This is a genomic window from Haloprofundus halophilus (genome assembly GCF_003439925.1).
Taxonomy (GTDB): Archaea; Halobacteriota; Halobacteria; order Halobacteriales; family Haloferacaceae; genus Haloprofundus; species Haloprofundus halophilus.
In genome coordinates this window covers 994,503-1,008,461 of record NZ_QQRR01000002.1, presented here as the reverse complement: position 1 = coordinate 1,008,461, position 13,959 = coordinate 994,503, and the positions used below count along the sequence as shown (strand labels likewise).

Annotated in this window: 14 protein-coding genes and 1 pseudogene; 3 read left to right on the top strand and 12 right to left on the bottom strand. The window is 51.5% G+C overall.

Features of this window, described 5'->3' with window-relative positions; genetic code table 11:
• Positions 1–55: 55 nt before the first annotated feature.
• Positions 56–529, bottom strand: a pseudogene (locus DV709_RS14845) (A/G-specific adenine glycosylase); the annotation flags it as partial.
• A 26-nt stretch (positions 530–555) separates the two neighbouring features.
• Positions 556–1,563: a hypothetical protein gene (locus DV709_RS17830; protein ID WP_157972753.1), complete on the bottom strand. Its 1,008-nt coding sequence runs from the start codon at positions 1,561–1,563 to the stop codon at positions 556–558.
• A 176-nt stretch (positions 1,564–1,739) separates the two neighbouring features.
• Between DV709_RS17830 and DV709_RS14835 the strand changes: the two genes are divergently transcribed.
• The 3 genes from DV709_RS14835 (at position 1,740) to DV709_RS17825 (ending at position 4,625) form a co-directional block, all read left to right on the top strand.
• Entirely contained in the window at positions 1,740–2,282 is a 543-nt protein-coding gene (locus tag DV709_RS14835) for a hypothetical protein (protein WP_157972752.1), read from the top strand.
• Positions 2,283–2,382: 100 nt separating this feature from the next.
• Positions 2,383–3,477: a hypothetical protein gene (locus DV709_RS14830; RefSeq protein WP_117595169.1), complete on the top strand. Its 1,095-nt coding sequence runs from the start codon at positions 2,383–2,385 to the stop codon at positions 3,475–3,477.
• Positions 3,474–4,625 carry a hypothetical protein gene (locus tag DV709_RS17825; RefSeq protein ID WP_157972751.1) on the top strand — a complete coding sequence of 384 codons (1,152 nt, stop codon included), beginning with the start codon at positions 3,474–3,476 and terminating at the stop codon, positions 4,623–4,625. The genes DV709_RS14830 and DV709_RS17825 overlap by 4 nt, the downstream gene beginning before the upstream one ends.
• Positions 4,626–4,713: 88 nt before the next feature.
• On the opposite strand, the gene DV709_RS14820 is transcribed toward DV709_RS17825, so the two are convergent.
• The 10 genes from DV709_RS14820 to DV709_RS14780 all read right to left on the bottom strand — a co-directional run bounded on the left by DV709_RS14820 (position 4,714) and on the right by DV709_RS14780 (position 13,892).
• Positions 4,714–5,817: a tyrosine-type recombinase/integrase gene (locus tag DV709_RS14820; protein WP_117595167.1), complete on the bottom strand. Its 1,104-nt coding sequence runs from the start codon at positions 5,815–5,817 to the stop codon at positions 4,714–4,716.
• Complete coding sequence (locus tag DV709_RS14815; protein ID WP_117595166.1) at positions 5,814–6,353, bottom strand: hypothetical protein; 540 nt, start codon at positions 6,351–6,353, stop codon at positions 5,814–5,816. The genes DV709_RS14820 and DV709_RS14815 overlap by 4 nt, the downstream gene beginning before the upstream one ends.
• Complete coding sequence (locus DV709_RS14810; RefSeq protein WP_117595165.1) at positions 6,353–6,793, bottom strand: hypothetical protein; 441 nt, start codon at positions 6,791–6,793, stop codon at positions 6,353–6,355. The genes DV709_RS14815 and DV709_RS14810 overlap by 1 nt, the downstream gene beginning before the upstream one ends.
• Positions 6,783–7,034: a winged helix-turn-helix domain-containing protein gene (locus DV709_RS14805; protein WP_117595164.1), complete on the bottom strand. Its 252-nt coding sequence runs from the start codon at positions 7,032–7,034 to the stop codon at positions 6,783–6,785. The genes DV709_RS14810 and DV709_RS14805 overlap by 11 nt, the downstream gene beginning before the upstream one ends.
• 222 nt (positions 7,035–7,256) lie before the next feature.
• Positions 7,257–9,497, bottom strand: a complete 2,241-nt coding sequence (locus tag DV709_RS14800) for a hypothetical protein (RefSeq protein ID WP_117595163.1) — start codon at positions 9,495–9,497, stop codon at positions 7,257–7,259.
• A 211-nt stretch (positions 9,498–9,708) separates the two neighbouring features.
• Entirely contained in the window at positions 9,709–10,716 is a 1,008-nt protein-coding gene (locus DV709_RS17820) for a hypothetical protein (RefSeq protein ID WP_157972750.1), read from the bottom strand.
• 264 nt (positions 10,717–10,980) lie between these two features.
• Positions 10,981–12,174, bottom strand: a complete 1,194-nt coding sequence (locus DV709_RS14795) for a hypothetical protein (protein ID WP_232819752.1) — start codon at positions 12,172–12,174, stop codon at positions 10,981–10,983.
• A 262-nt stretch (positions 12,175–12,436) separates the two neighbouring features.
• Positions 12,437–12,703: a hypothetical protein gene (locus DV709_RS14790; protein ID WP_117595161.1), complete on the bottom strand. Its 267-nt coding sequence runs from the start codon at positions 12,701–12,703 to the stop codon at positions 12,437–12,439.
• 98 nt (positions 12,704–12,801) lie between these two features.
• A complete protein-coding gene (locus tag DV709_RS14785; RefSeq protein ID WP_232819751.1) occupies positions 12,802–13,209 on the bottom strand; it encodes a hypothetical protein in 408 nt (135 codons plus the stop codon).
• Positions 13,206–13,892, bottom strand: a complete 687-nt coding sequence (locus DV709_RS14780; protein ID WP_117595160.1) for a hypothetical protein — start codon at positions 13,890–13,892, stop codon at positions 13,206–13,208. The genes DV709_RS14785 and DV709_RS14780 overlap by 4 nt, the downstream gene beginning before the upstream one ends.
• Positions 13,893–13,959: the final 67 nt, after the last annotated feature.

Here is a 13,959-nt window from a genome sequence, read left to right as displayed (position 1 = left end):
CACGCGTCGACAGACCGACGGCTACGCGTACCTCGAAGTCACCCGAACCGAGGGCTCAGCGTCGGAGACGAACAAGCGTCTCGTCGCTCCCGCTCTCACCCTCGTCCTCGCCACCGACCGCGACGACTTCGACGAGGCCGTCGCTCGCCAGGTCGCCGACCAACCCGCGCAGCCACTCGCGACCCGTCTCGCCGCCGTAGTCGACGCGGACTCGCGGGCCGAGCGCGTCGAGCGCGAGTTCGTCGTACTCGCCGAGAATCCGAATCACCCGCCCGCGAAACTGCCGTCGACTCCCCTCGAAACTCGGTTGCGTCGGGACGTCCGGCGCGGTGAAGTCACCGGTTTCGTAGGCGTGACACCACTTCCGCCACGGACACCCCGACTCGTCGCAGGTCGGCGTCTTCGTACAGGCGACGCCGCCGAGTTCCATGATGGCGTTGTTCCAGACGCGCGACTCGCCCTCGGGCATCAGTTCGGCTGCCGCCGCCTCGAACGCCGCGTCGTCGTCGGGAACGTCGAACGCGCGGTAATTGCAGAAATATACAATATATGTGTTTAGGAGATATTGGAAACGATCTCCTGAGCCCTCTTGATTGCTGTCAGGATATCTTCAATATCACGCCTATCGTAAATAAGTGATCGGTTGGCATGCATTACGCTGTTCCGAATTTCATTGATAGAATTTAAGTCCTGTACTTCACTTTTCGAATCAAATCCACATTCCTTCACAAAAGATTCATCAGATGCCTGAATTACCTGCATTATTTCGATCATATGCATTTGTTCGGCAGCGTGGATTTCTAGCCCCTCCATTTGATTCTTGTACCATCTGCCAATGGTGTCAGCTCGCAAATATTTCAATATTGGCTCGGACTCAGGATATTCATCCTCTATCTTATGCGATAGTTTAGACACTAGTCCAGATAAAACAACATATATCATCAGTTTGACTCCCCTTCGGTTAACATCTGCCAGGGTAATTATCCCATATCGGTCTTCATCATGCTCTATATGTTCCCAGGCTTGTCTATCGATCAATTCGGCTAATTCCGGGAATTCCTCTTTCGCTTCACCAATAGTATAGAAATGAGCATCTTTTGTTCGTTCTTCTTCTAAACTATCAACATATCTTGCATATTCACTTGATGTGTACTCTTTGCCCTCATCCTTTTGTCCGTAAAGGAGGTAAGGCTCATCTCCCTCATATATCAGGACAGCACTTATTGAAGAATAATCCACCAGCAAAAACGCTTCTTCCTGTAACAAGCGTAAAACCTCCAGCAGATGTGTTTCTTCGTCAATCAATTGGCTAGAATTCAGGTCCCTAATCCACCCTTCTTCTGTGTTATAATATTTACCATTTTTCGGCATTGGTATATACGTAAATCCTCTTGCTTTATAATCTCCAATTCGTTCTTCATACGAATCAAGAGTTTCAATATCCGCTGGATGAGTATCTATTTGGGATGCAGTATGTCTTCTATCTTCAATATCAACCGCCAGTGGATCATCTTTCATAGACGGTCTCCATTCTCTTCTCTTTACTTCCAATGGACCTGCCATGTCCCTTCCCCGTAGGAGAGATACTAAAGACTACCTACACAAATTTATCCTTAAGCGCGATAATAAGGGAAAGTATCGTATGTCACTTCAACTCATGAGTCACTGTTAGAAGAGTTATCAACGCATCTTATGTCATTCGCTACACCAGCAGATAGCAACGCAGACTGATAATCAATATGACTCCTGTAACGGTCCCCACTACTCCGGACAGCGTTCAAGTCACAACTACGGCTGCTCAGTCCGTTTCTTCTGGATTACCGGACTCGACACTCGTCGGTATCGCAGTGTCCGTCATTGCGGCGTTGATAGTCTATTCCGCCCGACAAGCCTGGGAGAGGAGAAAACTTCGAATAGCCCTGCTCACTGAGGTGAGACAGATGAATGGTATAAAGAAGTGTGCTGACCAGATGGACGGAATCTCAACAGATCCTTCTTCACGTCCTCTTCAACCGGATGATGTCCCCGCTCCCAACTCGATACCTACCGTCGTCTACGAAAATAACACGGGCCAAATAGGCTTACTTGGATCATTCTTTAACACTAAGGAACTGGAGGAGGTCGTAGAGTTCTATTCCAAGGTAATGAGGTACAAATCGATAATTGAGGATGTGAGAAACGAAGAGGTTTCGGACGCAGATCAGGAAGACCTCTATGACGATATCGAAGATATCTCTCTCAGGCGTAACCAGATAATCGATTCTAACTCGTTTATCAGTTAGTCGTTTTGCATAAGGACTTTCTATGAAAGGGTTTATCATCAGTTATGCACGGGTACTCGCCAGAATTCAACTCGCTATTCGAAGTGGTGGGTGAGATTCTATGAGCCAGAAGCCCGACTTCCTAGAATTGATGGACCGTCGGTTCACTTCGGCGGATAATCTTGTCCATTATCTTGACACAGAGGCGGACCTCTCATCGCTGTCAGGTGAATTCAACATATTCGCAGCGGTGAATAATTTAAAAGATAAACAAGAGTTCCTGGAGGCTGTCAAGTTGAGTGACCACTTTGTCATCTCTGAGGAATCAGATGATTTGAAGCTTCTACGAGCCTCATACGAAGGAAAATCGGTCTACACCTACGTTTATCTTCAGGATGATTTTCCGGTATTCTTTACGACTGCGAACAAGACCGACGAACTCCCGCCGACGATTTGGGCCTTTCTGCAGGAGACACAGGACGTAGGGAGACTTCAACTTCCTAAAAGGGCAATAGATAATTTGAGAAAGCGGCTTGTCTCTGAATACGATGACCTGATTATCCCCTACTTCAGCGCCAGAAGGTCGTATGACTCGAATACTCCGGCTCGTCGTCGACCTGACGTAGAACGTTCTATTCAGTACCGCGGAATAGATGGCATTGAGACCTATAAGGAAATGAGGTACAATTATGGGATTCTTCCTAAGATTATGGTCTTTGAGCGGCCACACCGGTTTAAGTTCCGAGTTAAACAGAATGGTGTCTTCGTTCATGTCAAAGGAAGTATATTTGACCTCTGGGGCGCGTTAAAGCGTGAAATGGAGAGAACTCTCTCGATCAAAGAATCGGCCAATACCGGTGGATTTGGTGATGTGCAGAGTACATTCTTTGAGAATAGAGAGATGCACATCAGCTCCCCGTGGGAAATCAAAGTGAATGGAGGAATTCAGAAAGCCGGACTTGAGGGATTCGAGTCCCATCTGAGTGAGGACTTTTACGAATTCAACGTTTCTGAGTTCCAGACTGCCTCTGATGCAGACTCTTTCCAAGCAGAGATTATTGATGACTCATCTCACGAACTTCTAACTCTAAAGTCGAAAAATGATAAAATACGGATATTCCCTAGGGAACAGACGGACATTGACCAATCTGTTCGCATCTTCAATTTCGTGAGCGACCATTTTGATTCTGAGTGTGAGGCACGCGAAGTCGTATGAGGGATCCGTCGAAATACGATGAAAACGATTGGATAGATGAGAATATACCCAAGAGTAGCCAGAAGGATTTCAAAAGGCTCTATAATAGAATATACAAATCTCTTGATGAAGAATTTATCCTTGATAGTCTACGGACTAACTTTGAATCGCAAGTCCAACCAAAACACCGCTTATTCAGGGCTGTAGTTGACGGATTTTCTCCGAAAGATGGAGCTGATGGTAGCGATAGTGGGTTTGAAACCACTATAGTCAACCCCCTTTTTGAGGCAGGACAATCCGACGCCGAGATATTATTAGCCAAATCTCAGGCTAATGGTCAAATACACCTCTGCTTTGTTTCTTGTATCGTCGGTACAGAGGACTCTCAAAAGATAGCAACAGAAATCAACAGTATCGCTACTGTAGTTGAATCAGAGGATAACAAAAACCGTCTAAAATCTCACTTGGATTCAGAATCTAAAAACATCAGAAGTGTCCAATACTTGACTCTCACACGAGACAGAGACCTAATCGATCTTGACTATGATGTCGTCAAAATAGCCACTCAGCCTGATGAGTATGCTATTTGGTCGCTCGTAGAGGGTGAACTACCTGAAGAGAATGACCAGACAATTCATCATAAGAACGGTACAGTACACCACGCAAAGTTGCGTGAAATCGGTGAACGTGGTATCGATGTAACTCGGGTTGAAAACGATGATATTCGTTACTGCTTGACGTCAAATCCTATATTCCCAATCGGAGAAGTCTGTATGCGAATCTATCTTCAGCATTTAGGGGAAAACAAGGATAACCCTAAGGAATTGAAGGCATCTGAGTTTCATGAGTGCTACCGTAGCAAAATCGAACTGGGTAGCAATCGGTCAGAAATCGAAGATATTGTACATGAGAAAGTTGAGAATCTGATAACGGCTGCGCTTGACTTGGAAATACTTTCTGAGGACGCCGAAGCTCCAAATGACTACAAAATTATGTGGAGTTCACAAAATGCAGGAGATATCAAAGAAATGGTGAAGTACAAGCACTTCCGAGATAGGATGTCCGATGAATGTGGAAGGCTTGCCTTTGAGAAGGCTAAGTCCCAATGGGAGAATCCAAATGAGTCACTCACTGACATTGATTATGACGCTTACGCAAGTGACTCGTAAGAATCACTGACATCACACAAGAGGAAAACTGGAAAGTTCTGGATTTAGGACACGTGGTCTTGATTATCTAAATCGATTGAATTCTACCTTAAATTCGTAGCTTGTAGATTTCTTCGCGGTACTCGTTATCGATATCCTCATACCAGGCATGGATGTAGGAGTCAATAGCGTCTCTAGTTGACCGAATCTTACCACCACTCTGCCGGTCGCCACGAAGATATTTGATAAGGTCCCGTGACCACTCGCGTTCGATGCGGAACCAGGTGGTGAAGTAGTGTCGCCCGTAGTGCGACGACACGCCCCGATACCGTTCCGTCGGGCCGTACTCTGGGCGGAAGTGTTTCTTCCATATGTCGTTGATGTTCGTGTGGTTGACCTTCTTCCCGCCCGACTTTGACAAAAACAGCCACGGGCGGCCGTTGTCGGGACGGCACAGAAGGTACTGGAGAAGGACCCGTCGGAGTTCGTCATCCAGCGGAAGGACGCGTGGACGCTCCGACTTGTTCCTGTCCCGGTCATGCGGGATGTAGACTGCGTTCTCCCGTCCCTCTAGGGCTGGGTGCGTCCCTAGTTCCCCGTAGTGGTCCTGAAGTTCTGTGTTGGCGATATGGAGTTCACTCAGTTTGATGTTCGACGTCTCCGACGCACGAAGCCCCAGTTTGAACTGGGTGACGATGACCGCACGGTCCCGAATGTGCTTGATGTCACGGATGACGTCGCGTAGTTCCTCCAGTTGTATGGGTCGCGGTTCCTGGGGATCCTCGCCGTTCAGGTCGATTTTCCCTTTTGCGGCATCAAACGGGTTGAAGTCCGTCGGATGCGGGAACGCTGGTTCGTTCTGGAAATACCGGAACGCCCGGCTGAGCGTACCCAGTTTCGCCGCGACGGTGTTCTTCGCGTTGTCTCGTTCCTCCAGGTAGTGGTGCGCAAAGTCGAGGACGTGACGGGTCGTCGGGACCGCCGGGTGACGGTCGTGGTTGTCCTCCATATATTCGCGCCATTGGTCGATTCGACGCTGTATCGCCGTCACCGTTCCGTCGGAGTAGTCCTGACTGTGGACCTGTTCGTCCATCCAGAGTTCGAATGGGTCGATATCCAGATCCCGAAAGCGGGTGTCGTACTCCGCCAGCGGGTCCGTCGTCCGTCCGAACGCCTGTGCTATCGTCTCGTGGGTCGTCTGGTTGTCACTCATTCTCTGTCTTCGTAGTCGGGTTTGTAATCTGTCTGCCAGTACCACACCTCGCGGGTGACACCACCGGCGTGCGCCGCCAGCAGGACCGGGTTGTAGACGTGCGGATAGTCGACGTGATGGACCAGCCAGTTGAAGAACGTCTTCAGCGGGGACAGGTGCTGGTAGTAGACCGTGTTTGTCGACCGTTCCGTCACCTTAATCGAATACCCTCCATCCTTGATGTGCGCCAGGTACGCTTCGATGTCGTCCGGGTGCGGGAGGACGTGATGTCGGCCGATTTCCTCCCGCATATACTTCTTGAAGCGGTCCCCGCAGGGATACCAGGAATTCTTCTTCGTAGATTCGGCCAGGTCGTCTCGTGTCGCCAGGTACTCTGCCCAGGTGTCTTCCTCCCGGAACCTGGATTCAAAACTCTTCAGCCGGTAGCGGTCTGGGATGTCGTCCATCGACTTGTAGACGCCCAGCCAGTATTCGACGTCACGGACACCGGGCGCGTCGTCGGGACGGTTTGAGACGTCGACGTCGGCTCGCGGCATCACGAACCGCCTCCATTGTCAGCTGGGTAGTACCCGCCGTCCCCGAAGCAGAGTTCGTCGCCCTCCAGGTCATCTAGGTGCGTCGTCACTCGCTCCGGAACCGTGTTGATGACGTGCTGGATGACTTCGTCGTAGGTCGCCCCCGGGTTCGCTTCGACGTACCGCTTTATCGTCCGACGCTCGCCGTGGTAAACAGCGTCCTCCAGTTCCTGAACCCGGCCTCTGGTCCGATCCAGTTCCGTCTTCAACTGGTTCCGCTGGGTCCGCAGTTCCTGGTTCGTCTCGTCGGGTTCGACGGCAGCGTCGAACTTCTTCATTCCCGCTTCGACCATCGCTTCAATGAATTCCGACGTCGACATCCCTAGGTCGTCGGCGCAGTCCTGCCATCGCTCGTACTGCTGTTCGGACGGGTACGTCGCAGCGTGCTTGCTACTCCCCATCGTTGACCATCCATAGCATCGACCGGCCGATTTCCCGGCCGCCGATTCGGCCATCGTCGCGGAGCGACGACAGACGATAGGTAGCGGTACGGCGAGAACATCCGACTTTGTCCGCAACTTCCTTTGTTGACCCGTCGCCGCCCAATTGACGGAGCGCGTCCACGAATTCGTCCGGGTCGTACTGTTCGGAGAACTTTCCAGAGTTGTCGCGGTCGTTCTTCGAAGGTCTGTCTTCTGCCATATCCTACATTCGCAACGGGATACCAGTCACTTAACCGTTTCCTAACTTCGAAACGGTGTCGCATTCGTATCATTGGCCTTGTTGAAATCATTAAAACGTGATAGATTTCACCGGTCGTGCTGAAAAAGGGCGCATATCCACCAACCATGCTTCTCAAAACAAATAGGAATCGACAAAATCCTCTCTGTTGTGGATTTTTAGATGAACAGCAGCTTCACTTAGTTAGGTCTCGTCAACAATCTCTTTGTGATATTTCAAGAACCGGTCAGCCAAATTATCATAATCGTCTTCATCGATGTACTGGCGCACGTCGATAAACGGCTTTTTCCGCTTCACATCGTGTACTGACATACGAATACGGCGAAAATCCTCCTCGCTTAAAGATTTCCCATTCAAAGGGTTGACATCGCGGTCATCATAGAGATACCCTGTCAAGATACCGGTGAAACAATAGAACTCGCCCAAACTGTACACTGGCTCAATTGAGTACGGCTTTCCATGCATCTCTTGAATTATGTCATGCTCTTGTCGCTGCCATTGTCCCCATCGAGTCCGATTCCCTTCCTTCTCTTTGATCCTAAAGTAGATATCAAACAATTCTGGTAAATCATGATACGTCTTCAATATACACCGATTATAGATAGTGTCAAACGTCTCTTGATACTTTTCGTGGTCTTTTGAGACGTCATATGTCATTGCAGCAGCATTGAACCGTAGATCTTGTTTTTCCTTCCGGATTGTTTCTTGGACAGCATCGTTGCCGGTGTCTCGTTGAGGGGTCACTGTGTCCCAAATCTTTGTGAATCCACGAGCATCCTGGTTCTCAAAGGCGTACTTGAACATTCGGTGAGCCTGCTCCAATGCAACCTCGCTGTAACTGGTTATGTAATATTCAAATCCGTCAAGGTTGTCGAAGGTGTTATAATCTCTATGCATCCCGTTTAGGGCAGAAAATTCGAATTTCTCAATAAGATGGTCGATGATTCCAACCGAAAAATTTTCCGGGAGGTTGTCATCCCGTAGTGCAACAGCGAAGTAGAACCGTGAATATTGGTTCATATATCTCTGATAGGCTCCGTACAGCTCCATTTGGGTAGTGGTATGGACGAGTGCTTCCAGTAATTCTAAGATGTGGTTAGTGAATTCACGGTTCATCTCGTCAAGGGATTCTTCGAAGACGCGGAATAGTATCTGGTCGAGATTGTAGAAGGGGAGATCAGCGTTCGTATATCGGTGTTCCTCAATAAGGAACCGAGCTTCGTCCAGTTCTTGGAAGGAGTGCTGTACTACATCTTCGTATTGGTTCAAAAAATGGAGGAATGCCCTTGATTCTGCATTTCTGACTATCCGCTTTCCTTCCTGATCAATGAAGTCTGTGTATTTGTGGATTTTCTGGATGCTGTCGTCACGTCCTGTTCCTGGCCGGGTGAGGATACTGGCAGCGATGATGGGGTAGACAGATTCCATGTCTTCGTGGAAGAAGTCTGAGTCGATGTAAAGTATCGACGAGAGTTCCTGCAGATTGTCCCCGATTTTAACGCGGACCTCGACGGGAGTATCCTCTTCATCGTCAGGTGATGTTTCATCGCCGTCTGTTTTTGCATCGTTTTTTCGGTGCTTCTCACCGATACGTACGATCTCAGAGATTCCGTAGACGAAGGTCGGTAGGTGGATGTCTGCGATGACACCGTTTAGCTCCAAATCATGCGCTGTCAGCGAATCTGTTCGCCCTCCATAGTATGGGTACAGCGTTTTCTCGGTTTTAACGCCGTCAGGCAGATATGTTTCTAGGATTTGGTCGTACTCGTAAATAGTGGTATCCTGCTGGATTTTTTGTGATATATTCTCCTTCAAGATAATATAGGCTTCTTGATCTATTTTATCAGTTAAGACCAGTGTTATGACTTTCCAGTAGGCGAATATCACACCGAAAACAGTGCCAGCAAAAAGCATGGCTGGCAAATTTGGGCTGATCCAGCCTGTGCGGAGATCTGGATAGATTGCCAAGACACCGATGATAAGGCTTCCAAGCAATGAGTAGACCAGTATAGGCAGCACCATCGATTTCCGCAGGAATTGTTCTAATGCACCCTCAACGAGACGACTTTGGGACACAATCTCTAAGAGGAAAATTAGGACGACGAAGCTCAAACCGATTATCGTTGCGTGGGTTTGCCAGACCGTGTTAATCGAAAACCAACTTGCAGCTTTGAACGGTGAGATATCCGCTGCAATCGTGAGGAGGAGTGTACCAATCAGCAGCAGAAGGGCGGTGATGGATGTATGTCGCTGTTCATAGAGTGCGCTTCCTAACTGCTTTATTTGACCTGTGTTGGCCCACGTCTTTGTTTTGGCGTGTTTTTGTAGTGAAATGGATCCTCGGTATGGGAAAATTCCAAGACGCCTATATATCGGCTTAAGAAAACCGGTCAGCTTCAGAACAATCCATTGAAGCTTCTTCATTAGGAACTAACTTTCGCCTATGCCACAGTAAGGTTTCGGTGACTTATCAATAGCAGATATTTGGTGGATTGATTCCAGAGTCTTTCAAATGGTATTCTCGTCTCTTAGACAATACAGTGAAACAAAGGTTTTTTCGGAGACTTATTAGGACCGTTCGTGCAGAATTGCAGGTGCGTATCTCACTGGGCAAACAAACTCACTCAACCGGTTCTCACAAAACAGAATCTGCCCGTTCCCGGACCCGCTGCTGATACTCCCCTATTGTCTCTTTCAGGTACTCCGGAAACGATGTAGTCCCAAACTCTTGCTGAAGATCATCTAGTAATACAAATATTAGTACGGTTGACGTAGACAATAAAACAATCTCATATAGGTACAATAACGTTGAATCAATCACCAACCAAGCAAGTAAATCAGGAACATCAGAAGTGATTGCTGCCAATGGCAGTATTACTCCTACAAGAATCAACGAAGATACCTTTGCAAGAAATGTATTGATACCTGGATTGAATGTAATTATTGTATTCTGCCGAAGCGAGTCAAGCCGCTGAAAATCTCGGTGAAGCTCACCGAACACCCGCTGGTATGATTGTAGATTCTTACCAGATAGCAAAGTACTGTGCCGGGTTGCATAATCTTGGTAGCGCTGCAGCCAATCCTGAAGTGACTCACCCGGAGGATCTGGATTGAAGACATTTGCCGTATACGGTTTGTTCCCCTGTATCCCAAGGTCCGCGTAGAGATACTCAATGAACAGCGACCGCTCATCGACATTCTCTTTGAGCCAAGTAATTGATTCACGCAGCCTATCGAACTCCTTTTGTGAAAACAAATAGTGCGCTCGTGGATTGGGAGATGGATAAATACCCGTCATCAGTACATGACTAATTCGAGCCATATGTATCCAGTACATGGTTACTACCGGCGTAGGCGAATTTATCGCAATATCAAAATTTAATTTGTCTCCTGACAGCCACAAAAATCTGGACTGAGACCAGAACGAGAGATCTGCACTTTCTGCAAATGTCCCAGCCATCGGTGAGAGAATATGACCAAATTTCTCGTCAAAGTCTTGAATCTCCTCACGAAGGTCTTCAGTCCGTCTTTCTCGTCGTTGTCTTTCAAGCTGATATTGAATCAACCGCGCAGAGACAAGGAGACCAACAATTGCCGCAATTCCTTGGGAAAGTGTAGAAAAGAACCAAGCCGGATTAACCATTAAGTATGACATTATTTATGCGAAGATGAATCTAACGACTCCTACACTAACGTTGTGAAATCTGCTAATAGCGGGGAATCGGTGTGTTAAATAGATTCTCTGTATTTAGCATGTAGATCTTATCGTACTCTGAGGGTTTCAACGGAGTCAATTTCTGCCTTTCTCCGTCGGTCGAACTGGGAGACGGCTGAAGGTCTCAGGCGTGGACGACGTTCGACCAGGACCGAATTGACCGGGATACCCGACTCGTTGTTATCGTTCCACCTAGCCACCATCGGTAACGGGCATCGCGGCCAACAGATTATCTATTTGCTCGTCCACCGACGCTGTATCGGAATTAGAATCCGCCCCATATTCGCCATCACGTACGGCGCTCTTCCCGGTCGAATCCGGAGTTTTATGGGGTAAAAACGTGCATTTTCGCCGGACCCAGTCTGCCCGGTTGGTCTGTTCCAAGTCGTCGCAGGCGGCTTCAAGGACATCTAAGTCCGTGACATCCGACAGGTCAACCCGTAGCCGTTCTTTCCCGTGACGGGTGACGACATCGAAACCATCCGCGTCGCCCGCCAGCCGCAGGAGGTCCTGGACGTGACCTGGCGATGGCCGGTCCTCGAAGATGTCCCGGCGGACTGTCGTCGCATTCATCTGGCTCTTCCCGCCGTTCGTCTGTGCGTCCCGCGCCAGTTCAATGCGGACCCCGCGGACCTTCTCTGTGCGGGACAGGGAGTCGTAGGGTTTCCGGTCAATGGCGGGCGCGTCCGGGGAGGGAGCGCCCAAGTCGGTGGCGATGTCCTCCGCGTCGTCCTTCGAGATGAACAGGTCGCCGTTCCGCGGATGTTCGACGTACTCCAACCGGGCCAGGACCTTCTCGGTGTAGTCCCGAATCGTCGGGGCGGAGTCGCCCGCGACGGCGGCGATGGCGTCCTCAAGGTCGTCCTGGGTGAACTGTTCGCCCAACCGACGGCAGATCCTCACGGTCCGTCGTTCGCGGAGCATGATCCCGTCGTCGGCCAGCAGGGTTTCGGCGTCGTTGGCCACTCGTTCCATCTTCTCCCGGACTCGGCGGGCGCGGCCGCCGTCACATCGTTGGCGAAGGGCGCGGGCCAGGGCGACGCCCAGCCGGTCGTCCGACGTCTCCTTCACGAACGCGGCGAAGTTGTTCTTCACCTCGCCGTCCACGCGGCAGGACACGCGGGTAGTTTCCTCGCCGTCTGGGGGGACCGTGACGGGTTTTTTCTCCGTGAGGTTCGCGGGAGTGTGTCCAGCCGCCCGAACCAGTTGGTCGACCAGGTCTTCGACCGGCGCGTAGTCGTCACCGTCGACCCACTCCAGCATCGCTCGTTCGACTTCACGGGAGACGTACCCCTGGATTTCCCCGTGTTCGCCGTGGACGAAGTCGATGAACGCATCCCACTCGTCGGACGGGACGCGCCAGTCGACTTTCGGACGGACCGTCACACCGACCACCGTCTACGAACGGGCTTACACCAAGCTGGTGTAAACCGGGGTCTCTCACCACCACTACTTACACCATACTGGGGGCAGACAAGGATAAATGACGGACCGTCGTCCCCTCTCGACGTCCCGTCGGTCGGTCGTCTATCCCGTTCAAGTCGGGTGATCCGAGTCATTCCTGTTGTCCTTCGACACCCCTCCCGACGCCGTCGCGGAACGTTCGCACAAAAAAAGCACGTCAGCGTCCGGTTCGACATCGGCGTCATCACTCGCCGTCACCTCCGGCTGGGGAGACGCGGAGGCCGCCGTCTTCGATCCACACGTCGACGGCATCCGTGACCGCGGGGTTGATGCCGATGTCGGTCAGTTCGTCGGCGTTCACCCACAGGGCGACGCCGATGGGATCGCCGGACCCGTCCGTATTGATACTCGCCGTTCGCCGGGATGCGGGATTACCCAGTGATTCGTCGTCGGTCGTTTCTCGTTCCGTCTCTGCCGTGGATTTATGAGTTCGTGTGTCGTTTTTCTGCATTGGATGACTGCCTCAGGTTGAGTCAATTCGAAGCCTGGCGGGGCGGTTGTCCGAACGCCGTCGGGTGATTCCAGCACCTGACGGCTTTCCTCTGAGAACTACACACTACCACCTGGTCCGGCCGGATACACGCCTAGCCGTCGAAGCCGGTGACGCTGGCGACGGGACAGACGGACCCGTTCATCGACCACCGGGTTCGGGACGTTCTCGCCGTCCTCGTTGACCGTCAGGCCGTCCCAGACAATGGCAGTCATCGCCACTCGTTCTCGGTGGTGGTCGACGGCCACGCGCTTCAGCAGACGCTCCGTGTCGTCGTCCATGTCCCCGGAGACGTCCGCTCGGTAGTCGGCCCACAGACGGTCCACGTTCTCCCTAGCGTCCGCGGGAAGGTCGTCGTAGACATCCAGAGCGTCCGCTCGAAGGAACTGGAGTAGACCGCTTTGAGTTGTTTCAGCGGCCAGGGGATCGCCGCCGCCGTTCGCAGAAGAGCCGTCGCCGGGCGTCATCGGTGATCGTCACCTCCGGAGGGCGCGTCGATGTCGCGGTCCTTGCGCTGGGCCACCTTCTGCGCGGCTTCGCCCCAGGATGCGACGGAGTCGGCCAGTTGGGCGTCGGGACTCTCCAGTACGCCCAATTCCTTCAGGGTCCGAATCGTGTCCCCGGCCAGGCGGCTGTACGGGAGGTGCGCCGGATTCTCTGACTTCTTGACGATGGGGTTGCCCTCGTCGTCGTAGCCGACGACGTTTTCCGTGATGACCCCCTTCGCGGCGATGTAGTCGTTCGCCTTCCGGCGCTTGTGTTCGTCGATGGCCGCCTTCCGGAGTAGTTCCAGCCCCGCCAGGTTCTCGCGTGTAAAGGGCGCGTCCTTTAGCCAGGCGTTGACCATACCGTCCACCCAGGCCTGTTCGTCGTCCTCCAGGCGCTGGTAGTAGAGCGAACGGTCGGCGTGGAGACCGTGACGTTCGGCGTTCCCGTTCACGGGCGGTGCGCCGCCGTCGTTCTGAAGGGCGTTGTCGTTCCCCTCCGGTGCGCCGTGTCCGGCTGGAGGACCGTCGGCGTCGTCCCGGTGAAGGTAACAGCGGTCCCCAGGGTTCGACACGGGACGCTGGCACGGGTCGTCGGTCGTCGTCTCTTTCGACTCACAGATGGGCGTGCTGGCGTCGTCTAACGTGTCCTCTGTGTTAGTCATCGTTCGGTGCCGGTGTCGGTCGTCTCTCCGGCGTCCTGGGCGACGATGGGTCCCGCCAGGTCGCCAC